This is a genomic window from Pseudoalteromonas sp. AWM4_233, assembly GCF_056158285.1.
In genome coordinates this window covers 614,968-641,963 of record NZ_JBSWSZ010000113.1, presented here as the reverse complement: position 1 = coordinate 641,963, position 26,996 = coordinate 614,968, and the positions used below count along the sequence as shown (strand labels likewise).

The following is a 26,996-nucleotide window of genomic DNA, read 5'->3' as shown; positions in this document are numbered from 1 at the left end:
AAGGCAATGCTAAATAAGCGATTCTTTAAGACCAAAGCAGAAGCTGAAATAACTTTCGAGTGTGGGTTTAAAAATGCGGATAAAATCGAACTGGTTGCTGAGTTTAATAACTGGCAACCAGTTGAAATGAAATTCGTTAAATCACGTCAAGTATTCAAAAGTAAATTTCGCTTACCAACAAATAAACAGTATCAGTTCAGATACCTGATAGATGGTGAAGTTTGGGAAAATGATAATCAAGCTGATGGCTACAAAGCAAATGGGTTTGGTTCAGAAAACAGTTTAGTGTCTACCATAAAGGAAGTTGGTATTCAGAATGAATGCATTTGAACAACTTTGCTATTTATACGGCATAGGTTCTGAGTTCACAAAATATACTGGTGAAACAGTTAGGTTTTCTCAGCAAGTTAGAGAAGCGGCTTTAAAAGCATGTGACATTGATTTTTGCACCAATGAATTAATACATGCTTTAAACTTCAAGTTAGACGTTGCGCCATGGCATTCGTTATTGCCAAGTATCAGTTTAGTTGAACAATCAGAGCCTCATCTTACGATTAGGATAAAAGACAATCAAAAATACGGGCCTTTATATTTAGAGATATCTGAGATTGATTTAAGTGTCGAGTTATCGTTTAAAAAAGCAGTTTTTTCTGGTGAATATATTGATGCCGGTACCCGTTTTGTGGAACTAAGGTTACCTATATCAAAACACCTACCTGCGGGTTATTTCACCGCACAGGTAACACTTGATGACGAAGTATATTTTACAGAGTTGTGGGTGACACCCAAAGAAGCTGTGGAATTTAATGAACAAAAGCAACTTGGGGTTAGCGTTCAACTTTATACCCTAACTTCAGATGTAAATTATGGTTTTGGTGATTTTTCAGATTTGCAGCAATTGATAAACAATAGTGCAAAGTCTGGCATTGATTTTATTTTGTTGAATCCTTTACATCTTTTGTTTGAAGAACAGCCACAAAGAGCCAGCCCATATAGCCCAAGTCATCGCGGGCTAATTAACCCTCTCTATATTTCTATAGCTGAATGCCTTACTCAGACTACCTTTATACAAATGGCAGACGAACATAATTCGGCATTAGCAATTTTGAATGCTGAAAAACAGGCGCAATATATAGACTATGAACTAGTCGCAGAGACCAAATACAAGTTATTAAAGTCTCTTTATCGTCAGTTTAAGCAAAATGCCAGCTTAAAATTACAACGCAATTTTCGTCGATTTTGTCAAACTAAAAGTAATTTATTGAGCGCTTTTGCAGATGACGAACGGGCAAAGTTCTGGCAGTGGCTTGCTCATGAGCAACTAAATCAATGTCAAAAGCTTTGTTTATCCCTTGGGATGAAAACAGGTTTGATCAATGATTTAGCAGTTGGTTGCGCGAAAGATGGCCTTGAATTTTTAACAAATCAATCAATATTTGCAAAGCATGCTGAAATTGGTGCGCCACCCGACCCTTGGGCTGAGAATGGTCAGAATTGGGGGTTACCGGTTATTGATCCTAAAAATATAGCGGATAATAACTTTGCTTATTTTAAGCAGTTAATAAAAGAGAACATGCAGTATTTTGGGGCTTTAAGAATTGACCATGTGATGTCATTAAGGCGTTTGTGGTGGTGTTTAACAGTCGATGCCGAACAAAGTGGTTGTTATGTGTATTATCCATTTGAATATCTTTTAGCTATTTTAAAGATTGAATCCCACCTCAATAATACCGGTTTAGTTGGTGAGGATTTAGGGGTTGTACCGCCTGAAGTTACGGAAGCCTTGGCGTTAAGTGGTATTTATGGAAATACTTTGTTTTATTTCGAAAAAAACCATATGGGCGAGTTCAAACATGGTAACGATTACCGCGAAAATTGTATGTTGATGTTATCAAACCACGACGTGCCACCGTTTATTTCTTGGTGGTATGCACAGGACGTGGATTTGAAATTAAGTCTTTCTCTTTGCACTGAGCCACAAGCCAATGCATTAAAGTCTCAAAGACTAATTGATAAACAACGCGTGTTGAATTGGCTCAATAAATCCCACCTTAATTTAGAAAGCGATGTAGACGAGTTGTTTAATGAGCTAGTTAAAACACTCATTCAAACCCCACCTAAACTTTTTAGCTTAAATTTTGATGATTTAGCAAAACAAACCTTGCCTATTAACATTCCTGGTACAGATAAAGAATATAAAAATTGGCGACGTCGAATTCTCACACCGATAGAAGACGTTTTTGCTGCACAGCAAAGTTTACTCAATGATTTAACAGCATTAAGGAAAAGCAATGATTGACTCTTTGGCCCGCAAAGAAACTACTTACGACGCGCAAATAAAAGCATTACAACAAGGTCAATTTAGTGATCCTTTCTCATTCTTAGGGTTACATGTTAACTCTGAACAGCAATTTGAAATAAGAGCATTTATTGAAGGGGCACACTCTGTCGAGTTAGTGAGCTCCTCTGGAAATATTGATTTCTTAAACATTAATGATTCGGGTTTGTTTGTCCTAACGCTAAAAAATGTTGATTTACCAGAGCCATATCAACTGAGGGCGTTATACCACGATGGCTCAGACCACGTTTTTTACGACCCTTACCAGTTTAAATCATCCTTAAATCAGGATGATATGTATCTTTTTAATGAAGGCACTTTAGAACATGCATATCGATTATTAGGCGCGCATTGTGTTGAGCAACAAGGTGTATTAGGTGTTAGGTTTGCGGTGTGGGCGCCAAATGCACATGCTGTGTCTGTAATCGGTGAGTTTAATCATTGGCATGCTCATCAGAACTTAATGCGTAAACACCCCGCAAGTGGTATTTGGGAATTGTTTTTGCCAGAAATAGAAACGGATCAATGTTATAAATATGCGATTACAGATTGCCATGGTAATCGTTTTGAAAAGGCAGATCCTTATGCATTAAAAACACAACAGTCTCCAGGTACTGCATCTGTAATTCAAAAGTCGATACCTCAAGTCTCCGTAAAAAAGAGTAAAGTTCAAAATACTCTTAATAGAGTTGATGCGCCTATCAGCATTTACGAAGTACATTTAGGCTCTTGGAAAAGAAGAGAAAACGAGGGGGGGCGCTATCTTACTTATCGAGAATTGGCAGATGATTTAGTTAATTATGTAAAAGAGCTAGGTTTTACGCATATTCAATTAATGCCAATCAGTGAGTATCCTTTTGATGGCTCTTGGGGTTATCAGCCAGTTGGATTATTTTCTCCATCAAGTCGATTTGGCTCTGTTGATGACTTTGCTTATTTTATTGAGTCATGTAAAAAAGCGGAATTGGGCGTTTTATTGGATTGGGTACCGGGGCACTTTCCGTCTGATCCACATGGTTTGCATTGTTTTGATGGCACGCATTTATATGAGCATGCAGATAAACGACAAGGATTCCACCCAGATTGGAATACTTATATTTACAATTATAGTCGACCTGAAGTTCAGTCATATTTACTTTCAAACGCCATCTACTGGTTAGAACAGTATCAAATAGATGGCTTACGCGTTGATGCCGTTGCTTCCATGTTGTACTTAGATTACAGCCGTGAAGATAATGAATGGGTACCAAACCATTTAGGGGGGCGAGAAAACTTTGATGCCATACACCTTTTACAAAAAGTAAACACCCGCAGTTATGCCAATCAAAACGACATTATGATGGTTGCAGAAGAATCGACAGCTTGGCCTGGTGTGACGAATTCTGTTGATAATAATGGTTTGGGTTTTGGTTATAAATGGAATATGGGTTGGATGAACGACACGCTAAACTATATGAAGCGTGATCCAATTCATAAGCAATACCACCACCATGAAATGACGTTTTCGATGGCTTATGCTTATTCAGAGAATTACATTTTGCCGCTCAGTCATGACGAAGTGGTACATGGTAAAGGCTCTTTGTTGTCTAAAATGCCTGGAGATGATTGGCAGCAGTTTGCTAATTTAAGAGCCTACTATGCATTTATGTATGCGCACCCAGGTAAAAAGTTACTTTTCATGGGCGCTGAGCTCGCACCCAGAGAAGAGTGGAACCACAATGCTGGTCTAGATTGGGATTTACTTAACTCTGAAGCGCATCATGGTGTGTTTAAGACAATTCAAAAGTTAAACCAAGTCTACAAAACATCACCTGCGTTTTATGAGTTGGACCAGCAGCCTGAAGGGTTTAAGTGGATTGACAGTGATAATAGTCAGCAAAGTATTTTCAGCTTTGTTCGTTTTTCTAAATCTAAAAATCAGCATATCGTTGTAATCTCTCATTTCACCGGCCAAGTTTACCACCAATTCAGAATGGGGGTGCCAGCTAAAGGTGTATATCAAGTCGCCCTAAACACGGATGATGAGACGTTTTGGGGTAGTGGTGTTAATGCAGTTGCACACAGCCAGCAGCTTATCGAGACACAAGATATCGTAAGTCATGGCTTTGAACAAAGCATTCAAATAACTATTCCGCCTTTATCTACGCTTTATTTACAGTTCGTGACGGGGTAAGAATGCTGATTTCTGGTAAAGGTAATAGCTCCCCCTTAGGCGCTTCACAGTCAGATAATTCAGTGAATTTTGCAGTATATGCTCCACAAGCTGCACATGTTTCACTCTGTTTATTTGATGACAGTGGCTATGCTGAAACAGAGCGTTTGGCTATGCATTTACATGAAGGGGGCGTTTGGTCAGTCAGTGTAGAAGGCTTACAAGAAGGCTGTATTTATGGCCTCCGGGTTTCTGGTGATTATGATTTGAGTTCAGGTCAGTTACATAATGAACATAAATTATTGCTAGACCCCTACGCAAAAGATCTTCATGGCCATTTTTATTGGAGCGAAAGGCACTTTTGTCATTTACCCGTTGGGCATTTCAATGATGCTGATAATGCCTTTGATATGACGAAGTCGAAGCTAACTTTACTTGAAAAATATCAAGGAGAAAGGCCGAATGTTCAATGGAGTGAGACTGTTATTTATGAGTGTCATGTTAAAGGCGCGACGAAATTAAATAACAAAATCCCCGAAGCGCTGAGAGGTAAATTTCTTGGCCTTGCACATGAGCACTTCATTCGTCATTTAAAGTCTATGGGTATCAATGCAATCGAGTTATTGCCTGTTCATAGCTTTATCAGTGAACAGTTTTTAACAGCCAAAGGCTTACAGAATTATTGGGGCTACAATACCCTTAACTTTTTTACCCCACATAAAGAATACCTTGTTGATGGAAACATTGATGAATTTCAGCAAATGGTTGGGCTACTTCATAAAGCGGGTATAGAGGTAATTATAGATGTTGTCTTTAATCATACCGCTGAAGCTGGGCTTGAAGGTCCAACCTTGTCTTTTAAAGGTCTGAATAATTCTGGTTATTATCGATTGTTAGATGATAGCTGTGATTATATTAACGATACAGGGTGTGGCAACACAGTCAATATAGATGACCCATATACGCTAAAACTCATACTAGATAGTCTAAGATATTGGGTTGAATATTACGGGGTTGATGGTTTTAGGTTTGATCTCGCCAGTATTCTCGGTAGAGGCAGCAAAGGGTTTAATAAAGGTCATGCATTCTTTCAAGCAATCCATCAAGACCCAGTATTAAGTCAATGTAAACTCATCGCTGAGCCTTGGGATATCGGCCCCGGGGGCTATCAGCTCGGTGCATTTCCTGCTCCTTGGCGTGAGTGGAACGATAAATACAGAGATACTGTTCGTCAGTTCTGGCAAGCCAAGCAACATGTTCTTCCTGAATTGGCTAAACGGATCCATGGTTCAAATGACTTATTTGAACACAACTTGCGAGGTCCATTAAATTCAATCAATTTCATCACCAGCCATGACGGTTTTACACTCAATGACTGGGTGAGCTATGAACATAAAAACAATCTTGCAAATGGTGAAAATAACCAAGATGGTCACAATGACAACCACAGTTTTAATTGTGGTATCGAAGGTGAAACCCAAGATGTTGTCGTTAATTCACTTAGATTAAAACAGCAAAAGAATGCACTTATTACGCTGTTCATGTCTTGCGGTGTACCTATGATTGCTGCAGGTACAGAGCTTGGTCACTCTCAAAAAGGTAATAACAACGCTTATTGCCAAGATAACGACATTAGCTGGTTAAATTGGGATGAGGCAAACAGTCAAGATTTGAGAGACTTTATATCTAGGCTTATCGAAATAAGAAGTTGTTTTACTATTTTCAAGCATCCTTTTTATGTACATCAAGAAGATAGCGATTTTTCGGTGCACTGGTTTGACGAACAATCTCAGCCTATGGATACGGTTAAATGGCACGACCCAACTTCTCAATTTCTAATGTGTCGCTTGGATGACAACAGCAATAAAACGTCCCTTTTATTACTTTTAAATGCAAGCGAGGCACCTGTTAACGTCAGCCTTCCCAGGAATGCACAGAAGTGGCATTTACAAATCACTTCTGAGCCCTCTGTTAAATTCAACCAAATAGAACAAGTTTTAGATATTTCAGCGCAATCAAGCTGGGTTTTTTCTACTAATTTTGAAGGAAATGATAATGAGTCATAAAAATTCAAATGGACAAGTGCCTGATACAGCCAAGGTCGACACCTTGTTAGCTGATGTCAGTGAAGATCTAAATCGACATTTTTACTATACCTTAGGGCGAGATAAAAACGTCGAGTCAAGGCTCTATCTATATCATGCTCTAGCATTAACAATTCGAGATAGGCTCGTAGCTAAATGTAGAAAAACCAATGAACATAGAAACAAGCAGCCTATCAGAAAAGCGGCATATATTTCACTTGAATTTTTAATGGGTCGAGCGCTCGGTAATGCTATTTTGAATCTCGATTTAGAACAAGATGTAAAAACAGCGCTTGAGCAATATAGTGCAGAGTTAGAATGTGTAAGTAGTGCAGAGCATGATGCTGGCCTTGGCAATGGAGGCTTAGGTCGACTTGCTGCATGTTTTTTAGATAGTTGTGCCAGTCTAGCGCTTCCGGTTGTTGGGTATGGTATTCGTTATGAATATGGCATGTTTAACCAATCTATCGAAAACGGTTATCAAGTCGAGCATCCTGACAACTGGTTACGAGAAGGACACCCTTGGGAGCTGAGTGCGCCAGAACAGTCAAAGCGAGTTAAGTTCTTTGGCCATGTTGAGTCATATGTCGATAAACATGGAAGAACACATAGAGCGTGGGTGAACACTCAGGATGTTCTTGCTGTGCCTTACGATGTGCCAATTCCTGGTTATAAAAATGACATTGTTAATACATTAAGGCTTTGGAAAGCAGAAGCAACAGATGAGTTCAATTTAAGAGAATTCAATGAAGGTAGCTATTCTGATGCTGTTGCGCAAAAAAACTTAGCAGAGCAAATTTCGATGGTGCTCTATCCCAATGACAGTAGCGAAAACGGTAAAGAGTTAAGGCTACGACAGCAGTATTTTTTAACCAGTTCGAGTTTACAAGACATTCTAGATGATTGGGTGGCCGAGCATGGCGAAAACTTTGATGATTTTGCTAAATTTCATGTATTTCAGTTAAACGATACACATCCTAGCATTGCGGTCGCAGAGCTTATGCGCTTACTGATTGATGATTATGAAATCGAGTGGGATAAAGCGTGGAAAATCACCACAAGCACCATGGCATACACGAATCATACCTTGTTACCTGAAGCATTAGAGCGTTGGTCAGTGCCTTTATTTGAAAGGCTTTTACCTCGCTTACTAGAAATTATTTATGAAATTAATGCTCGTTTCTTAGCGCAGGTTGCCATTCATTGGCCAGGCGATGTTTCAAAACAAAGGGAGCTTTCTTTAATTGAAGAAGGGGATGTGCCACAAATTCGTATGGCATATTTGGCAATCGTTGGCAGTTTTTCTGTTAATGGTGTTGCTGCACTTCATACTGAGTTGTTGAAAAGTGGTCTTTTCAACACCTTCTATCAGCTTTGGCCTGAGAAATTTAATAACAAAACCAATGGGGTAACCCCTCGTAGATGGCTTGCGCATTGCAATCCTGAGCTTAAATCATTAATCAGTGACTATATCGGCAATGAGTGGATTGCTGATTTCAGTAACATTAAAGACTTACGTCGCTACTACGATGATAAGCCGTTTCAAGCCAAATGGTTTGAAGTTAAGAAAGCGAACAAAGAAAAACTTGTTGCTTTAGTTAAATCACAATGTGGTGTTGAGTTTGATTCAAATATGATGTTTGACGTGCAAGTGAAGCGTATACATGAATATAAACGTCAATTATTGAACATCCTTCATGTTATTCATTTGTACATTCAGATTTGTAAGGGCAAAACAGAAAATCTAACACCGCGTTGTGTATTGATTGGTGGTAAAGCTGCGCCAGGGTATTACATGGCTAAGCAAATCATTAAATTGATCAACAATGTTGCTGAAGTCATTAATAAAGATGAAAGATCTAAACCTTACTTAAGAGTCGCATTTCTTCCTAACTACAATGTTACTGCGATGGAAACGATTTGCCCTGCGACCGATCTATCAGAGCAGATCTCAACCGCAGGTAAAGAGGCATCCGGCACAGGCAATATGAAGTTTATGATGAATGGTGCGATTACAATCGGGACTCTCGATGGTGCTAACATCGAAATCTTAGAAAATGTTGGTGCAGACAACTTCTTTTTATTTGGTGCAAAAGCAGAAGAAACCAACACTATTAGGTCACACTATGACCCTCAGAAAGTCATTCACAACAGCGAAAGCTTGAGCGCGGTATTTAAATTACTTGAAAGTGGTCACTTTAATTTATTCGAACCCAACATCTTCGACGACATTATTAATGCTGTTAAATGCCCAAGCGACCCTTGGTTAACCGCTTATGACTTTGACAGTTATTGTCAGGCGCAAAGTAATGCGGCCAAAGCGTATCAAGATAAAGACCATTGGACTCAAATGAGTATTCTCAATACTGCGGCCAGTGGCAAATTTTCAAGTGACAGAACTATTTCACAATATAGTGAAGAGATCTGGCAAATAGCGCCAGATACAACACAGATTACAGACAAGGAACAAATGGAGAAGCAACATGCCTAGTTATGAAAATCGTTATATTAGTAATTTAACCAGAGAGACCTATGCTCTGATTTTGGCTGGTGGCCGAGGCTCTCGTTTACATGAGTTAACTAACTGGCGTGCAAAGCCTGCTGTCTACTTTGGCGGTAAACATAGGATCATCGATTTTCCGCTTTCAAATTGTATAAATTCAGGTATTAGACGTGTCGGCATAGCCACACAGTACAAGTCTCACTCACTAATTCGCCATGTTAATCGAGCGTGGGGACACTTTAAAAAAGAACTGGGTGAGTCGGTTGAAATCTTACCGGCATCTCAGCGTTATGGTGATGAATGGTATTGCGGAACAGCTGATGCGGTATTCCAAAATATGGACATTATTCGTCATGAATTGCCAAAATATGTCATGATTTTATCAGGCGATCATGTTTATCGTATGGACTACGGCGCATTGCTCGCAAAACACGTTGAAACCGGTGCAGATATGACAGTATGTTGTATTGAAGTCCCCTGTGAAGAAGCTGCTAATACGTTTGGTGTTATGACGGTTGATGACAATAACCGAGTCAGACGTTTTGACGAAAAGCCTGCTGAACCTTCTTCTATTCCAGGAAAAGAAGGGACTTGCCTAGCATCAATGGGCAACTACGTATTTAATACTGAATTCCTATTCGAACAGTTGAAAAACGACGCAGAACGAGAGGGGTCCGGTCGCGATTTTGGTCACGATATTATTCCTGCCATTATAGAAGAACATAACGTGTTTGCATTCCCTTTCAGAGAGCCAACACAAAAAGGTCAAGCTTACTGGCGTGATGTGGGCACAATTGACTCATTTTGGGAAGCAAATATGGAACTTGTTTCTCCAGAGCCACAATTAGATTTATATGACCCGAGCTGGCCAATTTGGACTTACCAAGAACAGCTACCTCCAGCAAAGTTCATTTTTGATGATGAGGAAAGACGCGGTATGGCTGTAGATTCAACGGTCTCTGGTGGTTGTATTATATCAGGCTCAGTCGTACGTAAATCATTACTGTTTTCAAATGTTCATGTTCACTCTTATTGTACTATTGAAGGGTCAGTGATCCTGCCCGGCGTTAAAATTGGCAGAAATTGTAAAGTAAGAAATGCCATCATTGACCGTAGTTGTGAACTTCCTGAAGGCATAGTGATTGGTTACGACTCAAAAATTGACGAAGAGAATGGTTTCAGGGTGTCAAAAAAAGGCATTGTATTGGTGACGAGAGATATGCTTGCTGCTTATAATCAACGTCAACTAGTTAATGAAGAAAAACAAGAGCTTTCAGTAGTTTAAAGGCAGGGTATGCATATTTTAATGGTCGGTGCTGAGAATGACCGATTGCCAAATTGTAAAGTTGGGGGAGTTGCGGATGTTATCCGTGACATCCCTTACGCATTAAGTGAACATGGCTTAACGGTATCTGTTGTAGTACCAGATTATGGTCAAGAGCAATTAAATCGACATTTTATCGCAGACATAGCAGTGCCTTTTAGGCAACATTTAGAAACAGCGAGTTTGTGGTTAGTTGAATCAAGTGAAGGTGTAAATCAATATGTAATTTCACATTCTTTGTTTTCAGACAATGGTGGGAAGATATATTGTGATGATGGTGCAAACAGGCCGTTTGCCTCTGATGCAACGAAATTTGCTTTTTTTAGTGCTGCAGTTTGTGAAATTATAGAGCACAGAATAATTGATAATTTAAATGTTATTCACTTACATGATTGGCATGCTGCGGGCGTGTCTGTGCTTGCCAAGTTTAGCCCGCGCTTTGTGTATTTGAAAACGTTGAAGCTTGTGTACACGGTACACAATTTAGCCCTTCAAGGTATCAGGCCTTTTAATCATGATGAATCAAGCTTAGAAGCCTGGTTTCCAACCTTAAATTATGATGGTCATCAAATCTGCGATCATCAGTACCCCCACTGTTATAACCCGATGCGCAGTGGTCTAAACTTATGTGACGTGATCCATGTTGTTTCACCTACTTACAGTTTTGAGGTACAAGAGACGAGTCGACCCGATGAAGGTTTTTTTGGTGGTGAAGGTCTAGAACATGATATGCGTTTAGCGGCGAGTCAAGGTAGGTTGTTTGGTATTCTAAATGGATGTAATTACAGTGCAGCAGAAAAGGATAAGCTCTCTTATAGTGAGTATCTAACTGAAGCGGAAAAATGTATATTTAAATGGATGTCTAAGTCAAACCTTATCGAAACCAAACATTATATTGCTCACCAAAGAGTGTCTAACTGGAAAGCTTTGAAAGAGAAAGCCATCGTCTCTAGTGTTGGCCGTATCACGGATCAAAAAGTGCTATTGCTAATGCAAAAATCTGCAAATGGTATTGTACTTGATGATTTAGCTCTAGTTGCAGATAAGTTTAATAGCAACATAGTTATTCTTGGTAGTGGCGACCCATATATTGAATCGCAATTTATGCAGGTCATGGCAAGAAGAGACAATGTTTTATTTTTAAATGGCTATGATCAAAAGCTTGGAGATACACTATATCCATTAGGCAAGTTATTCTTAATGCCGAGTTCATTTGAGCCTTGTGGCATAAGCCAAATGCTTGCTATGCGTGATGGACAGCCATGTTTAGTGCATGGTGTCGGTGGGTTAAAAGATACAGTTTCGCATAACGAAACAGGCTTTGTCTTTAATGGTGAGTCATTAGTTCAACAAGTAGAAAATTTAATCGAATCATTTGAACAAGCTTTGTCATTACTCAGCACCAATAAATCTCAGTACAATGATATTTCAAGTAACGCTAAGTCTGCCCGCTTCGAGTGGCAGGGTTTAGCGCAAGAATACATCTCAAAACTGTATAATTAGTCTTCACTTATTTGGCTGAAATGAGTAACTATGCTTATTTCAGCCGTATTCCTAGTTATCTTTTGCTATAATTTTAAATTATTGACTTTGCTTTTAGTTATTTAGTTGGGTTTTTTTGTCTTACTATAATGCTATTATATTAAACGTTTCATGTTGAAAAGATGTATTTGGGAAAAGGAGCTTATGCTTGAAAGTTTTTGTAGCAAGACAAGCTATTTTTAATAGGAAAAAGCAAGTTGTTGCCTATGAGCTACTTTTTAGAGATGGCTCGAGCAACAGTTTTCCCAACATTGCTGAAGATAAAGCAACTGCAAAACTTATTCTCGATAATCAGTTAAATCTTGGTACGCGGTATCTTACATCCGGTAAGAAGGCTCTTATTAATATTGGTCCTGAATCTTTAAAGCAAGAGCTTGCAACATTTCTCCCTGCTAATGATGTTATCCTAGAACTGTTAGAAACTATTCAGCCTACGAAAGACAACTATGAACGTGTTAGGAGTTTGTTTCATCAGAACTATAAACTAGCATTAGACGACTTTGTATATGAAGAGGGGTGGAAACCATTTTTGAAATTAGTTCGTCTAATAAAATTCGATGTGATGCAAAGTCCGCTTGATACACTTGGTCCTATTATTGATGAATTAAAACAGCAAAAAAACATTAAACTCTTAGCTGAAAAGATAGAAACTGAAGAAGAGTATGAAATAGCAAAAAAAATGGGGTTTCATTTTTTTCAAGGTTATTTTTTTGCAAAACCCCGTGTTATTGAAGAGAATGATATTGAATTCAACTACACCATAGTCATGCTCATTTATACTGAAGTTTTAAAACCCAATCTCAATGTGACTAAAATTGCGCAATTATTCTCCCAAGATACGGCGTTAGCTTATAAATTGTTGCGATTAATTAATTCAGGTGTATTTCCTATAAAAAGTAAAATTGAGTCTATTAAGCAAGCTTTGGTCTATTTAGGGTACGAACGTACTAAAAAGTTTGTGGGCTTGATCATGACGGCGCATGTTGCCAAAGGCAAACCAACAGAACTAACTAGAATGAGTATTGTTCGCGCTCGATTTTGCGAACTAATAGGCAGTAAGGTTCAACCAAATTCAGGATCAGCATGTTTCTTAGTTGGTCTATTTTCATTACTTGATGCAATTTTAGATAGGCCAATGGAAAAAGTGGTTGATAAATTACCTTTTCCTGAAGAGCTTCAAAAAGCCTTGTTAGGTGAAGCAAATTTTCATTACTATGTCTTAAATATCGTTAAAGCGTATGAATCAGGGAGCTGGTGGAAATTACAAAAAGCGTGTCAATATTTAAACATCAGTGATGAATGCCTACCTGAATTTCACGCATCAGCCATCTTGTGGGCAGATATGTACAAAGACAAAGCATTCTAGGTTTGGTATGGGAAGAAAAATTTAAATGCGGTTTCAATTAAGGTTGCTCTTCTTATTTCTGTTTATACTAGCTTTTAATTCTGCGGCAAAGCAAACCGTTTTGTTTGTAAACCCCTCAGTGGTTGATGACCCTTTCTGGCGCAAGGTACAGACCATTAGTCAACATGCTGCTTTTCAGTTGGGCTTTGAACTAGATGTGATTTATGGTGAAGGCAATCGTCATATTCAATATCAAGAGTTAAAGAAATATCTTGAGTATCAAAAAAAGCCTGATTACACCATTTTGATACTTTATCCAGGTGCAGCGTTAGAAACACTAAAGTTACTTGAAAAATATAAAGTGCCTTCAATTACTTTAGAAGAGACGATATCTGGGGAAGAAAAGCAACAAATAGCAAGCCCTGGAGAAAATTTTAAATCATGGCTAGGTGAAGTCTACCATGATAATTATCGAGCTGGGTATGATCTGGCGCAATCTCTATATAATTCAAGCAATAACAATAAAAGTCTAAAAGCTGTACTTATTAATGGTCATTATGGTTCTGAGTCAGATATGCGCGCAAAAGGCGCCGTTGACTTCTTTTCTTCTAAAGGTGTGACAGTTGCACAAGAAGTCCATGCATCTTGGTCAGAATCTGTTTCAACTGATCAAACTCTAAAATTACTAAAAAGACATGAAGATATTAATATTGTTTGGGCTGCTTCTGATCTGATGGCCATTGGCGCAATGAAAGCATGCAAGCAAGCTTGCTCTGAAAGTCAGAATATCGCATTTGGAGGGTTTGACTGGTTATCGGTAGGCCTTGAAAAAATAGCCTCAGGTGAAGTACAAGCAAGCGTCGGAGGGCATTTTATGATGGGGGCATGGGCGCTTGTTAGTTTATTTGATCATCACAACAAACATCCTTATTGGGCTGAACACAAAAAATTAGTAATACCCATGGGTATTATTACGAAAGACAATGTGCAAAATTATCAATGGATGAAAAGTAATCCTAATTGGGGGCAAATTGACTATAAATCTAAAAGTCTGCACCTAAATAAACAATCTGAATATCAACTCCACTTAATTCCTAAGGTTTGGCAGAAAAATTAGAGAAAATTAAATACTAATCCTTTAAAATACTGCCAATTGAATTTTTGGGATTGTCTTTTGACTGCTACAACACGTTTAAATAAATACATTAGTGAAACAGGTTTTTGTTCTAGAAGAGAAGCTGACAAGCTTATTGATGCTGGACGTATTAAGGTTAACGGTAATCTACCGGAAATGGGTGTGAAAGTATCTGACGAAGATACAATCCTGATTGATGGTAAGCCACTTAAAGCAAAGCCTAAACGTGTTTACATTGCTTACAATAAACCAGTTGGCGTAACCTGTACGACTGAGAAAAAAATAAAAAGTAATATTGTCAGTGCAATAGATTACCCCGAGCGTATATTTCCAATTGGTCGACTCGACAGACCTTCTGAGGGATTAATATTTCTCACAAATGAAGGTGACATCGTTAACAAAATTCTACGTGCCGGCAATAACCACGAAAAAGAATATGTGGTTACAGTTGATAGAAGCATCAATAAACGTTTTGTCGAAAGAATGGCAGGTGGTTTGCCAATCTTAGATACGGTAACCAAAAAATGCTTCGTGAAACAGACCGGCGATAAAACTTTTACCATTATCCTAACTCAGGGTTTAAACAGACAGATCCGTCGAATGTGCGAATACCTTGGTTACGAGGTAACAGAGCTCAAACGCGTACGAATTATGAATGTTAACTTGAATGGATTAAGACCTGGACAATGGCGACATTTAACTGAGCAAGAAATGGCTGAAATAAACAAAGCCATTGAAGGATCAGCTAAAACAGAAGAAGGTTCAGTAGATAGCAATAAAAAAATCAAAAAGCCATCAGATAAAAAAGCTGTGACGCGTTATACCGATGCAAGGTCTAAAAGAGATGGGCAGCAGCCTAAGAAGAATTCAAGAAAGCCTGCAGAACGAAAAAAAGGCACCTTGTCTTTGAATCGTAAATAAAAATAGTTTTAAGCTAGCTAGATTTAAATTAACTAGCTCTGAATTATTAAAGCATGCAAATACATAAGTAATTACATGCAGAAAAAATGGCCAATTAAGGCCATTTTTTTATTTTTGTTTAATCGAAAAAAACAGGCAATAAATAACTGGCAACACAATCAAAGTGAGAATTGTGGCGAACCCTAATCCAAACATAATAGTCACAGCCATTGATTTGAAAAACACATCAAATAGCAATGGGATCATGCCTAAGATTGTCGTGATAGCAGCCATAGAAACAGGTCTAACACGGCTCACACCTGAATCAAATACTGCTTGATATGGTGATTTACCTTCACTTAACTCTAGATTTATTTGGTCGACTAACACAATCCCATTTTTAATAAGCATACCTGATAGACTTAATAAGCCTAAAAGAGCCATAAAGCTAAATGGTGCTTGAAACACAACTAACCCAGCAGTAACGCCAATAATAGCCAAAGGTACGGTTGACCATATCACAAGCGGTTGTCTTACAGAGTTAAACAGGCAAACAGTAATGATAAACATGACCAAGTAACCCAAGGGTAATGAGCCAAAAATTGCTTTTTGTGCTTTACTTGAGGCCTCAAATTCCCCGCCCCAATCTAAGTGATAGCCTTTAGGTAGTGGTATCGCTTCAATATCACTTCTCACGCGTGCAAATAGTTTAGCTGGCGTTTCGTCGCCTATGACATCATGATCAGCCATTACTGTGATAGTACGTTTTCTATCTTTACGCATGATAAGTGGATCTTCCCAAGTTACTTCAAAGTCATCAACAACCGTTGTTACTGGTACAAAGACATTGAGGATAGGGCTATATATTTGTAAATCTGATAAGTTATTTACCTGATTACGTTCATCAACTGGAGAGCGCGCAATAATTGGAAGCAGCTCTGTGCCTTCTCGGTATAAACCGACCGTTTTACCTGTTACAGAGGTAAGTAATAAGTCATCTATGTCAGCCTTACTAATACCTAGTCTTCTGGCTTTTTGTTCATTAAATTGAGGACGGATCACCTTAGTTCGCTGACGCCAATTATCACGAATGTTAAAAGCGCCTATATCTTTCTGCAGAACTTGCTTAGCTTGCTCAGCAAGCTGTCTAAGTACAACTGGATCTCCACCTGAAAAACGTGCCTCAATTTTTGCACTCGTAGATGGGCCAATTTCCATTCGCTTCACTTTGATTTTGCCATCAATTGGCATATTTATTTCGAACGTTCTTAACTTTTCAATCATAACTTCAACAGAGTCACGGTCCTTCACTCTGACGATAAGTTGTCCATAGGCATTGTATTGTTTTTCTGGCTCGTAGGTAAGCATAAACCTTGGAGCACCTTGGCCAACTGTTGTTGTAACATCTTCAACGAGTTCGTCACGTAACAAGAAACTCTCAATCTTAGCTATGTTATTTGCGGTGCTACGAATATCAGCACCTTGATAATGCCAATAGTCGACATAAAACATTGGCGTATTTGAAGCTGGGAAGAACGATTGTTTTACTTGACCAAAGCCGATGACAGAAGAAACGAGTAGTGCAACCATGAATAAAATGGTTGAAACACGGTATTTAAGCGCGGTACTTAATAGGGCTTTATAGACAGTAAAAATAACGCCTTGATATGGATCTGATGCTTTTTTATCGCTACTTTTTGTTTCTTTGAACATGAGGTCAGCAAAAAATGGCGTTAATGTAATTGCAGTAACCCAGCTCAACATCAATGAAATGAGTAATACCCAGAATAAAGAGCCTGCAAACTCACCACTGGCATCACTACTTAAACCAATAGGAGCAAATGCAGTGATCCCTATAATAGTTGCGCCAAGTAGCGGCCATTTAGTTTGAGCGACAATATTTATGGCGGCTTGAACTTTAGTTTGTCCACGTTTTAGATTGATTAAGATGCCTTCAGTGACAACTATGGCATTATCAACCAGCATCCCTAAAGCTATGATCAGTGCACCTAAAGAAATTCTTTGTAAATCTATGGCGTACAGTTTCATGAATATAAACGTACCGAGTACCGTAAGGAGTAGAACACCACCGATCAGAATGCCACTTTTTACGCCCATAAATACTAGTAACACCACAATCACAATCGCGACGGCTTCAACTAAACTAACAATAAAACCATTAACTGACTTTTCTACTTCATTTGGCTGATTATAAATTGACGATATTTCCATACCATGTGGACGTTGATACTCTAAATCAGCAAGATGTTTATCGATTGCTTTACCAACATCAACAACATTCACTCCGGAATTAAATGAAATCCCTAATAACAGTGCCTGCTGCTCATTGTATTTAGTTAAATGAGTAGGGATTTCAGCAAACTCTCTTTTGACTGTCGCGACGTCTCTTAAATAGATAAGTTCATTGGCGCCAGGGCTTGAAATTAATAAGCTTTCTAATTCAGACACATCATGGAATTCACCAGTTGGGTGAAAACGGATTGACTCATCGCCAACTCGTATTTTGCCCGCATTTGAAACATGGTTTTGAGATTGTAATAGTGAAAAAATTTGTGCTGGCGGAATACCCAATTGCGATAATTTCTGCGTTGATATTTCAACTATAACCTGAGATTGCTGAATACCAGAGACTGTGACTTTACTCACCCCGTCAACAAGTACGAGTTCACGCTTTAAGTAATCAACATAATCTTTTAATTCACTGTAAGAGTAGCCGTCACCAGTTATCGCATATAACACACCATACACGTCGGCAAATTCATCAATTATATTAGGTGTAGAAACGCCTTTAGGAAAACGTCCTGAAAGGTCGTTTACTTTTCTTCTTAGCTCATCCCAGATCTGTTGTAAATGTTGCTTTCTATAAATACTCTTCATTTCAACAGTTATCTGTGATTTTCCAGCTGATGAAATTGAAGAAATAGTATCGACATAAGGCAATTGCTGAATGGCATTTTCTATGACAAAAGTGACTTCTTCTTCTACCTGTTCTGGAGACGCACCTGGGTAATAGGTGATGACCATGGCTTTTTTTATCGTAAACTCTGGGTCCTCGAGCTGCCCTAAGTCTAAGTAAGAGGCTGCACCTGCTATTAAAAGCAATATCGCAAACATCCAACTGATGACTTTGTTATCAATTGACCATTTAGCTAGGCTCATTATTATAAACCTCGCTCTTTAACCCAAGGTTTTACCTTTAGGCCTTCAGATAGGTGATATACGCCAGCCGATACAACTTGTTCGCCAACGTTAAGGCCTTCAAGTACATCAATTTGATCTTGATAGATATTGCCAACCGAGACTTTACGCTTAGATAAAATCTGTGTATCTGGATTAAAAACCCAAACATAGGCGTTATTTTCTAACTGCTCTGTATCAGAAGAGAAAACCGCAGAGGCAGGGACAGTGATTGAATTGCTGTGATGTTCGGTGATTTTTGAAAGGTCTATTGAAACTTGGCCCGTCATCCCTTCAAATAAATTAAAGTCTTTTGGAATGGGTAATGAGAAAACCACCTTATAGCTTAGCGTGGTAGGATCAGCCTGTGTGTCCCATTCTTTGATTGATAGGTCATACGCTTTGTCTGTATAACCATCAAAGGTAACAGAAGGGTGATAATCTAAATCTTTTTTAACTCTGGCAACTAAACGTTCAGGAACGTAAATCACCACATCCATCATATCTCTGCTTTCTAGACGCAGAATATTTTGCTTGGCAACGATATTTTCGAAGTTCTTAACAAAAACTTTGGCAACCGTTCCTGTGAAAGGCGCGCGAAGCTCACTATTTTCTAAATTTGTTTTAGCGATTTTAAATGCCGACTCAGAGACTTGTTTGTTAGCAAGGGCTTGGTCAAACTCGGCTTTGGTTGCAATAGAACGTTTGAATAATGAATCCACACGCTTGAGTTGAGCACTAGCAAGTTCGAATTGTGCTTTACGTTGTTCATACTGTAATTGAAAATCCTCAGGATCTAATTTAGCGAGTAGGTCGTTTTTATTAATAGTTTGCCCAGCGCGAACAGGGAACTCTATAAGCTCACCACTGACACGAAAAGCAAGATATGAGCCTTGGTTAGCCACGACTTCGGCTGGAAAGCTGCGAATATTGTGCGCTGTAGGATCTTTCACTTCGAATAGTTTAACAGGCCGAATAACCTCTATTTTTTCCGAGTTTTCATTTTCTTGACTGCAGCCTAGTGTCAAAACTGTAAGCAGTGCGATAACACTTAACCTCAACATGGTTCACTCCATTTATTTATACCAATCATCTAAATCGATCACTTAATTAAGAGAGTTGCTATTAGCTCTTAAAAAATTTTCGGTAAGGATAAGAAAAAACCTGATAAAATTAAAATTATTAAAAGTTGTATAGTTGATAAGTTTAATTTATGAAGTTGGCAGATCTCGAAATACTCGATGCAGTTGCAAATTCTAAAAGCTTACAAGAAGTTGCATTAAGGATGCACAAGACCCAGCCGGCCATTTCTCAGTCAATTAAAAGACTAGAACAAAACCTTGGGTTTAGCATTGTAGATAGGGAAACATATCGATTAAAACTCACAGAGCAAGGTAGGCATTTTTATCTGGAGGCAACCAAGTTGTTGGCTATTCGTGATGATTTGAAGATTCTGGCCAATGAATTTGCTGAGGGTAATGAAGCTAAGTTTAGCATTTGTTATGAACCCATTTCTTATCAGAATATATACAATGAAGCCATTGGAGATATTTTTAAAACGTATAAGTCTACTGAATTTTCAATTACCAGTGGCCCGCGTTTTGAAGCGCTGCAGCAAGTGAACAGTGGTAGAGCTGAGTTAGGCATAGGCCCTTGGTTTGATTTGTTTCACGCAACGGGTGAGCTTGAAACGATGAAAGTTGGGGAGATAGAGCTCGGAATAGTTGCAAAAAAAGGTTTGTTACCTTCATCTTTGCAATACGAAGCCTTAGAGTCTTATCCATGTATTGCTATGTTTGAAAGTGCGTTTGCTTTTGACAGTGAGCGTTTGGCTTACACGCTAAACACGAACCGTATGAAAGTCGATGATCTGACCTCCATGAAGTCTTTTTTGTTGTCAGGCTTAGGGTTTGCTCTAACCAGTCTCGCGCATTGTAAAAATGAAATTGATAACGGTGAATTAGAGCGAATAAGGATTGTAGACAGACAAGACAGTTTCACAGCTAACATCCATGTGTTTAGAAAGCATACGAGACACCATGGGCCTGTAGCTAGAGCGATTTGGTCTAGATTTAAACAGTTAGGTGAAAAATATGATGGATGATTTTGAATTACGGGTGCATACCATTATCGGTGCAATCCCATGTGGTCATGTTGCAACGTATGGACAAATCGCCAAACTGGCGGGACAAGCCAATTACTCTAGGAAAGTGGGCCACATTTTAAAAACGCTACCAAAAGATTCTAAGTTACCTTGGTATCGAGTGATAAACTCACAAGGAAAAATTTCATTTCCGGTGGATAGCAGCAAGTTTTTTGAACAGAAAGAAAGGCTTGAAAATGAGGGCGTGGTTTTTCTAAATAATAAAGTGAGCTTAAAAGAATTTAAGTGGCTTGATTAAAATAAACTCTAAAACAACTCGAAAGCCCTTTATTTACGGTATTTAATGCGATTTTTCATAAAAATCTGTAGTAAATAGTTGCACTAAGCCGAAAAATACATAAACATAGGTTTTGCTTAGGCAAAATTACAATAAATAGGAATTAAATAATGAATAAAGCTCAACTAGTTGAAAAGATGGCAGCTGATGCTGAAATTTCTAAAGCCGCTGCAGCAAGAGCGCTTGAATCATTCACTGGTGCTGTTACAACTTCTCTTAAAGAAGGTAATTCAGTAGCACTGGTTGGTTTTGGTACTTTTTCAGTAAAAGAGCGTGCAGCTCGTACTGGCCGTAACCCACAGACTGGCGCTGAGATCCAAATCGCAGCAGCAAATATTCCTAGCTTCAAAGCAGGTAAAGGTCTTAAAGATCAAGTAAATCAGTAATATTTACTTATATTGAATTGACTAAAAGGGGCCTCAGCCCCTTTTTTTATTGTTAATTTAGGCTCTTAAAGCCTTATCACCGCGGCCTATCCCCACCGCACCAGAGCGTACTAATTCTATAATATCGCTCTCATGTCTTAGCATATCTAAAAACGATTCAATTTTCTCAGAGCTACTAAGCAGTTGCAGGGTATAGCTTTGTTTACCCATGTCGATAATGGCGCCTTGATACACATCGGCAATACGCGTTATGGCGGCACGCATGGTTTCATCTCTTGCATATACTTTAACAAGTAACAGCTCTCTTTCAATATGCTGAACTTCTGTTAAGTCCTGAACTTTAAGCACATCTACCAGTTTATTGACTTGTTTGGTTATTTGCTCGACGACTCTATCGTCACCATGGGTGGTGATTGTAATACGCGACAAGGTTTGGTCGTCAGTCGTTCCAACCGTTAAGCTGTCAATGTTATAGGCGCGCTGTGAGAATAAGCCAACAATTCTTGATAATGCGCCAGGCTCATTTTCTAAAAGGATACTTAAGATTCTACGCATTATGCTTTCACTCCTTTTTTCAACCACATATCGTCAACTGCACCAAGCTTTATTTGCATAGGATAAACATGCTCTTTTTCGTCTACACGAATATCTAAAAATACCAATCTATCATTGATAGAGAATGCTTTTTCAAGTGCTTCGTCAAGTTGATCAGGGCTATCGACTTTAATGCCGATATGGCCATAACTTTCTGCCAGCGCAACAAAATCAGGTAAAGATTCCATGTAAGAGCTTGAATGGCGACCACCATATTGCATATCCTGCCATTGTCTCACCATCCCTAATGAGCGGTTGTTCAACGAAATAATTTTCACTGCTAAACCATATTGCAAGCATGTTGATAGCTCTTGAATATTCATTTGAATAGAACCATCACCGGTTACACACAGTACTTCATTTTCAGGAAAAGCCATTTTGACTCCCATTGCAGCAGGCAAGCCAAAGCCCATGGTGCCAAGGCCTCCTGAGTTAATCCATTGGCGCGGGTTTTTAAACGGGTAGTACTGGGCGGCAAACATCTGATGCTGGCCAACATCAGAGCATACGTAGGCATCGCCATTAGTAATCTCGTATACTTTCTCGATGACAGTTTGCGGTTTTAAAACTTCAGGGTTGGTTTCATAAGCAAGACATTTTTGTGCTCTCCACTTTGTAATTTCTTCCCACCAAACCTCTTGTGCAGCTCGGTCAATGCGTTCTGAGCTGGCGTTAATTGCACTTAACAATTGCCCAAATACAGTCGCAAGGCATCCAACTACTGGAATATGTGCTTTGATGGTTTTAGAAATAGAAGTAGGGTCAACATCTACATGCACAATGGTCGCATTTGGACAGAATTTTTTAACATTATTGGTAACACGATCATCAAATCTTGCACCTAGTGCTAAAATTACATCTGCATTGGCCATCGCTTTGTTCGCCTCAACACTGCCATGCATACCAAGCATGCCAATAAAGTTAGGGTGAGTGCCACTAATGCCACCTAAACCCATGAGGGTATTTGTGATGGGGGCGTTCAGAGTTTCTACCAGCTCTTTCAATTTATCTGATGTATCAGATAAAACAACGCCACCGCCAGAATAGATAACTAAACGCTTTGCATTTAAGATAGCTTCAACGGCTTTCTTTATCTGTTTTCCGTGACCTTTAACACTAGGGTTGTAAGTGCGCATTTCTATTTGACTAGGCATCTTAAACTCGAACTTTAACTGCGGATTTAAAATGTCTTTGGGTAATTCAACGACCACCGGACCTGGGCGACCAGAATTAGCGAGATAAAAAGCTTTGGCCAGAACCGTAGGGATCTCTTCTGCACTTCTGCAGTTGAAGCTATGCTTAACAATTGGTCTTGAACAACCAACGATATCGGTTTCTTGGAATGCATCATCACCAATCAGATTTGAAGGTACTTGCCCTGATAGTACGACCATTGGAATAGAATCCATGTATGCAGTGGCAATACCAGTAATACAGTTTGTTGCACCAGGGCCTGATGTTGCAAGCACGACGCCGACTTCACCAGTTGCCCTGGCATAGCCATCAGCCATATGTGTTGCAGCTTGTTCGTGCCTAACTAAAACATGCTCAATGTCGCTTTGTTGAAATAATGCATCATATAGATCCAGTACTGACCCACCAGGGTAGCCAAATATATATTCTACTTCTAAAGCTTTTAAAGCTTTCACGACTAACTCTGAGCCGTTAAATTGCGTTTGTACCATCCTCATTCCTCGGTGCAATCGTAAAATTAAACAAAAAAAAACCCCGCAATTGCGGGGTTTCATCGTAAATCAAGTTAATACGTCCCCGCTGAGCTTATTAAAAAGACCAGTACGAGCACGACATTTACAATTAAATTAGAAATCATAACTTGAAATAAAAATACTATTAAAATCTAAACAAAAACATTAAAGGTTTTTTATATGCATAAGTCAAGACGATTCAAACTAAAGTTGCATAAAATTTCTATAAATTTATTTTTGGTGATGATTTGGTTGTTCTTGTGGTCTATTTTTAATAATTGAATGAATAAAGTATTTTTACTGCGATTTTATCTTGGTACAGACGTGTACCCTTTGTAGTGATAGTATCGAACTAATAAACGGATATCGGTGAAATATATGAATTTAAAGTATTTTGTTCTAATTAACCTTGGCATTCTATTTAGTATACATGCCAATGCTATGCCTGATTTATTACGATTGGATGAAGAAAGAGTTGTTTTTTGGAAAGAAAAGAAACTTGGACGTGCTTTAAGCGAATATGAGAAAAAACAGTTATTAAATAATTATATTTCACAAAGCGGAAAGCCAAAATTATCATCGTTAACTATACCTTTTAAAGGAGTCAAACAAACCCGTAAACGCCTTAAACAATATGTACAAAGTGACAACAGCGATACGCTGCATAAAGTAAAGATTTTAGGCATTCTTGTAGATTTCCCAGACTTGAGGTCAAGTGATCCTAGACTTGAATCTGGTGATACCGATATGTTCTATAACAGTTATCCACTCGAACATTATCGTGATTTACTTTTCTCTGTCGATGGTTTTAATGGACCTAACGAAGAAAACTTTTCTAGTGCCAGACAATATTATCAAAATGTCACAGGAAACAATTTTGACTTAACTGGCAACGTCTATGGTTGGGTTACTGTAAAGGAAGAGGCTGCTTATTATGGTCGACAAAGTGGAGACATTCGCGATGAGAATGTAGCTGAATTGGTCTTAGAAGCTGTTGAAGCGTTAGTTGCTCAAGGTGTAGACCTTACTGAGTACGATCAAACTGATCTGAATGATTTTGATGGCGATGGGGTTATCAATGAGCCTGATGGTATCATTGACCATATTCTATTGTTTCACTCAAGCATTGGCCAAGAAGCAGGTGGCGGTGTGCTCGGTGATGATGCGATTTGGTCACACCGATTCTTTGTGACAAATAGCTCAAATCAGCCCGCGAATGTAACTGGTTCATCTATAAAAGCCTATAATTATACAATTAATCCAATTGATGCAGGGATTGGTGTGGTTGTACATGAATTTGGTCATGATTTAGGTCTTCCAGACGAATACGACTTAAAAGATATAGAAATAGGTGAACCTGTTGCTAATTGGTCTGTCATGTCAAGTGGTAGTTGGATGGGGGAAGTCAGAGGGTCAGCCCCAGTCATGTTCAGCCCTAAAAATTTAGAATATCTTCAAAATCGTTTTGGAGGAAATTGGGTTAATCAAAAGTCGCTTGAGTTGACCTCAATAGATGGCAGTGAAAGTTATAATGTAACGCATGCAAGTGTTTTTAACGAATTTACAAATCAAATTAAAATTACCTTACCTCCTTTACTAGAAGACTTTATCGTACCAAGCTCTGGCTCATTTCAATACTATTCGGGCGATGGTAATAATCTCAATAACCAAATGTCATTTCAGGTGTCATTACCAGACTCGGATCTGTTAACACTAAAAATGAAGAGTAAGTTTAGTATTGAATCTGACTACGATATTTTTCAGGTTTATGTGAACTCTGAACCTTTAGCTGGTAATGCAACGAAAACTACTCATCCTAATTACCCAAGTGTTAGGCATTATCTTGATGGTAGCTCGGCCTCAAGTAATGTACAAAATGGTGAATTTGTTGATTTAACTTATGATCTCTCTGCATATGCTAATCAACAAGTGACCATTACCTTTGTTTATCAAACAGATACAGCAGTTTCTTTCTTTGGCATTGTACTTGACGACATATCAATTTCCTCATCACAAGAAATAATACTAACAGACAACGCTGAAAGTAATAATAGTAACCAGTTCAACGGTTTTCGAAAAATAGGTCGATATAAGTCAGGCAATGAGCACGCTTACTACCTACAATTAAGAAGCCATCAAGGATTAGATAAAGGTTTACAGCAAGCCCAATACCCTGCTGGCTTAACGCTTTGGTATTCTAATGAAAATTATGAAAATAATAACACTTCTGAACATCAAGGTTTTGGTGATTTACTTATTATCGATACAGATCAGAGACCAATATTTATGTCTAATGGTACTGATGCTGCTAGTTCAATGATACAAGTCCGCGACGCAGCAATGCGACTAACGCCACAATCAGCAGGACTAGGAGACAATGACCTTTCGTCAGTAAGCTTTTTTGATGATAGTTTAGATTATACATTCAAGTTACAGCCAGAGTCTGGTGTTCAAGTGCCTAAATATGGCTTAAAGATAGAGCTTTTAGATATCTCTGAATCTTTCGATAATGCTGAAGTTCAAATTTCTTATATAAAAGGACAAACAGACATCAGTTATATCATCAACGATAACCAAGTGCGCTTTTTTGCAAATGGGTTTTTGTTATCTGAGACAGATAGCTTCACTTGGGAGTTTTCTGACGGTCAATCAAGTGAAGTTCTTAACCCAACTATTCAATTTGAACAATATCAAAAATACACGGTTAAATTCACACAGCGTAAAGAAAATGGCCAAGTAAATCGTGCCGAAACTGAAGTTAACTTAAGCAAACCTTTAGAGGTTTCAGAGGTAGATTTAGCGCATGCAAATGGTGTTCTGACAGGTAAGGTTTCGTTTAATGGGGGAATTGAACCCTATAAAATTGACTGGGATATGGGGGATGGAAATAGTTTAAATGGTGATGAAATATCCCATAGTTATTCACTAAGCGGTTCTTACACGGTTAAAGTGACAGTGACAGATGGTAATGATAATTCTGTTTCTGAATCGAAGCAGATTACTTTGGCTGTTCCACTTGAAATAACTACATCTGTGACGACGAACGGACTTCAGTTATCTGCCTCAGCAGCTTTGTCTGGCGGGACAGGAAATTACAGTGTTAGCTGGGATTTTGGTGATGGTAATCAGAGAAATGGTGAGAGCGTGTCGCATACTTATTCTGCTAGTGGGCAGTTTACTGTCACAGCAATATTAACAGATACAGAGAGTAATAAAACGAAGACAGAAACAAAAACGGTGACCGTTACTGAAAATCAAAGTGAAGAGTCGAGTTCTGGCGGTAGTATGTTTGTGCTATTGTTGTCTGGCTTGTTATTGTTACGCAGATTTAAGCTTTACTCATAAACA

General features: G+C 38.6%; 18 protein-coding genes. 14 read left to right on the top strand and 4 right to left on the bottom strand.

Going from position 1 to position 26,996, the window contains the following annotated elements; all coding sequences use genetic code 11:
* Positions 1–6: 6 nt before the first annotated feature.
* The 10 genes from ACXAC4_RS24260 to rluF all read left to right on the top strand — a co-directional run bounded on the left by ACXAC4_RS24260 (position 7) and on the right by rluF (position 15,344).
* Positions 7–330: an isoamylase early set domain-containing protein gene (locus ACXAC4_RS24260; protein WP_404396749.1), complete on the top strand. Its 324-nt coding sequence runs from the start codon at positions 7–9 to the stop codon at positions 328–330.
* The gene (malQ, locus tag ACXAC4_RS24255) at positions 317–2,299 is read left to right on the top strand and encodes a 4-alpha-glucanotransferase (RefSeq protein ID WP_475166688.1); all 1,983 of its coding nucleotides are present in this window, start codon (positions 317–319) and stop codon (positions 2,297–2,299) included. Before ACXAC4_RS24260 ends, malQ begins: the two co-directional genes overlap by 14 nt.
* The gene (gene glgB / locus ACXAC4_RS24250; protein ID WP_475166680.1) at positions 2,292–4,511 is read left to right on the top strand and encodes a 1,4-alpha-glucan branching protein GlgB; all 2,220 of its coding nucleotides are present in this window, start codon (positions 2,292–2,294) and stop codon (positions 4,509–4,511) included. Before malQ ends, glgB begins: the two co-directional genes overlap by 8 nt.
* A 2-nt stretch (positions 4,512–4,513) precedes the next feature.
* Positions 4,514–6,556, top strand: a complete 2,043-nt coding sequence (gene glgX / locus ACXAC4_RS24245) for a glycogen debranching protein GlgX (RefSeq protein ID WP_475166677.1) — start codon at positions 4,514–4,516, stop codon at positions 6,554–6,556.
* Entirely contained in the window at positions 6,546–9,065 is a 2,520-nt protein-coding gene (locus ACXAC4_RS24240) for a glycogen/starch/alpha-glucan phosphorylase (protein WP_475166675.1), read from the top strand. The genes glgX and ACXAC4_RS24240 overlap by 11 nt, the downstream gene beginning before the upstream one ends.
* A complete protein-coding gene (glgC, locus tag ACXAC4_RS24235; protein WP_475166673.1) occupies positions 9,058–10,362 on the top strand; it encodes a glucose-1-phosphate adenylyltransferase in 1,305 nt (434 codons plus the stop codon). Before ACXAC4_RS24240 ends, glgC begins: the two co-directional genes overlap by 8 nt.
* A 9-nt stretch (positions 10,363–10,371) precedes the next feature.
* A complete protein-coding gene (locus ACXAC4_RS24230) occupies positions 10,372–11,904 on the top strand; it encodes a glycogen synthase (protein WP_475166670.1) in 1,533 nt (510 codons plus the stop codon).
* Positions 11,905–12,091: 187 nt separating this feature from the next.
* A complete protein-coding gene (locus ACXAC4_RS24225) occupies positions 12,092–13,309 on the top strand; it encodes an EAL and HDOD domain-containing protein (protein WP_475166664.1) in 1,218 nt (405 codons plus the stop codon).
* A gap of 100 nt (positions 13,310–13,409) precedes the next feature.
* Positions 13,410–14,405 (top strand): ABC transporter substrate-binding protein, encoded by a 996-nt coding sequence (locus tag ACXAC4_RS24220; RefSeq protein ID WP_475166658.1) that lies wholly within the window; start codon positions 13,410–13,412, stop codon positions 14,403–14,405.
* Between the two features lie 57 nt (positions 14,406–14,462).
* A complete protein-coding gene (rluF, locus tag ACXAC4_RS24215) occupies positions 14,463–15,344 on the top strand; it encodes a 23S rRNA pseudouridine(2604) synthase RluF (protein ID WP_475166652.1) in 882 nt (293 codons plus the stop codon).
* 108 nt (positions 15,345–15,452) lie between these two features.
* Here the strand turns inward: rluF and ACXAC4_RS24210 are convergent, their stop codons facing one another.
* Positions 15,453–18,503 (bottom strand): efflux RND transporter permease subunit, encoded by a 3,051-nt coding sequence (locus tag ACXAC4_RS24210; protein ID WP_475166646.1) that lies wholly within the window; start codon positions 18,501–18,503, stop codon positions 15,453–15,455.
* 2 nt (positions 18,504–18,505) lie between these two features.
* Positions 18,506–19,585 (bottom strand): efflux RND transporter periplasmic adaptor subunit, encoded by a 1,080-nt coding sequence (locus tag ACXAC4_RS24205; RefSeq protein ID WP_475166644.1) that lies wholly within the window; start codon positions 19,583–19,585, stop codon positions 18,506–18,508.
* A 149-nt stretch (positions 19,586–19,734) separates the two neighbouring features.
* Here ACXAC4_RS24205 and ACXAC4_RS24200 point away from each other — a divergent pair, with 149 nt between their 5' ends.
* The 3 genes from ACXAC4_RS24200 (at position 19,735) to ACXAC4_RS24190 (ending at position 21,348) form a co-directional block, all read left to right on the top strand.
* A complete protein-coding gene (locus ACXAC4_RS24200) occupies positions 19,735–20,625 on the top strand; it encodes a LysR family transcriptional regulator (protein ID WP_475166641.1) in 891 nt (296 codons plus the stop codon).
* Complete coding sequence (locus tag ACXAC4_RS24195; RefSeq protein ID WP_475166638.1) at positions 20,615–20,923, top strand: MGMT family protein; 309 nt, start codon at positions 20,615–20,617, stop codon at positions 20,921–20,923. Before ACXAC4_RS24200 ends, ACXAC4_RS24195 begins: the two co-directional genes overlap by 11 nt.
* A 149-nt stretch (positions 20,924–21,072) precedes the next feature.
* Positions 21,073–21,348 carry an HU family DNA-binding protein gene (locus ACXAC4_RS24190; protein WP_138479433.1) on the top strand — a complete coding sequence of 92 codons (276 nt, stop codon included), beginning with the start codon at positions 21,073–21,075 and terminating at the stop codon, positions 21,346–21,348.
* Positions 21,349–21,405: 57 nt separating this feature from the next.
* On the opposite strand, the gene ilvN is transcribed toward ACXAC4_RS24190, so the two are convergent.
* Both ilvN and ACXAC4_RS24180 read right to left on the bottom strand, forming a co-directional pair.
* Positions 21,406–21,903, bottom strand: coding sequence for an acetolactate synthase small subunit (gene ilvN, locus ACXAC4_RS24185; protein ID WP_475166630.1), 498 nt, complete (start codon positions 21,901–21,903; stop codon positions 21,406–21,408).
* Complete coding sequence (locus ACXAC4_RS24180; protein WP_475166625.1) at positions 21,903–23,627, bottom strand: acetolactate synthase 3 large subunit; 1,725 nt, start codon at positions 23,625–23,627, stop codon at positions 21,903–21,905. The genes ilvN and ACXAC4_RS24180 overlap by 1 nt, the downstream gene beginning before the upstream one ends.
* A 399-nt stretch (positions 23,628–24,026) precedes the next feature.
* Here ACXAC4_RS24180 and ACXAC4_RS24175 point away from each other — a divergent pair, with 399 nt between their 5' ends.
* Positions 24,027–26,993, top strand: a complete 2,967-nt coding sequence (locus tag ACXAC4_RS24175; protein ID WP_475166623.1) for an immune inhibitor A domain-containing protein — start codon at positions 24,027–24,029, stop codon at positions 26,991–26,993.
* The last annotated feature ends 3 nt before the right edge of the window (positions 26,994–26,996 follow it).

Coding starts and splice junctions, on each gene's coding strand:
- ACXAC4_RS24260 (WP_404396749.1), top strand. CDS start 7: ATGCTAAATAAGCGATTCTTTAAGACCAAAGCAGAAGCTGAAATAACT.
- malQ (WP_475166688.1), top strand. CDS start 317: ATGAATGCATTTGAACAACTTTGCTATTTATACGGCATAGGTTCTGAG.
- glgB (WP_475166680.1), top strand. CDS start 2,292: ATGATTGACTCTTTGGCCCGCAAAGAAACTACTTACGACGCGCAAATA.
- glgX (WP_475166677.1), top strand. CDS start 4,514: ATGCTGATTTCTGGTAAAGGTAATAGCTCCCCCTTAGGCGCTTCACAG.
- ACXAC4_RS24240 (WP_475166675.1), top strand. CDS start 6,546: ATGAGTCATAAAAATTCAAATGGACAAGTGCCTGATACAGCCAAGGTC.
- glgC (WP_475166673.1), top strand. CDS start 9,058: ATGCCTAGTTATGAAAATCGTTATATTAGTAATTTAACCAGAGAGACC.
- ACXAC4_RS24230 (WP_475166670.1), top strand. CDS start 10,372: ATGCATATTTTAATGGTCGGTGCTGAGAATGACCGATTGCCAAATTGT.
- ACXAC4_RS24210 (WP_475166646.1), bottom strand. CDS start 18,503: ATGAGCCTAGCTAAATGGTCAATTGATAACAAAGTCATCAGTTGGATG.
- ACXAC4_RS24205 (WP_475166644.1), bottom strand. CDS start 19,585: ATGTTGAGGTTAAGTGTTATCGCACTGCTTACAGTTTTGACACTAGGC.
- ACXAC4_RS24200 (WP_475166641.1), top strand. CDS start 19,735: ATGAAGTTGGCAGATCTCGAAATACTCGATGCAGTTGCAAATTCTAAA.
- ACXAC4_RS24195 (WP_475166638.1), top strand. CDS start 20,615: ATGATGGATGATTTTGAATTACGGGTGCATACCATTATCGGTGCAATC.
- ACXAC4_RS24190 (WP_138479433.1), top strand. CDS start 21,073: ATGAATAAAGCTCAACTAGTTGAAAAGATGGCAGCTGATGCTGAAATT.
- ilvN (WP_475166630.1), bottom strand. CDS start 21,903: ATGCGTAGAATCTTAAGTATCCTTTTAGAAAATGAGCCTGGCGCATTA.
- ACXAC4_RS24180 (WP_475166625.1), bottom strand. CDS start 23,627: ATGGTACAAACGCAATTTAACGGCTCAGAGTTAGTCGTGAAAGCTTTA.
- ACXAC4_RS24175 (WP_475166623.1), top strand. CDS start 24,027: ATGAATTTAAAGTATTTTGTTCTAATTAACCTTGGCATTCTATTTAGT.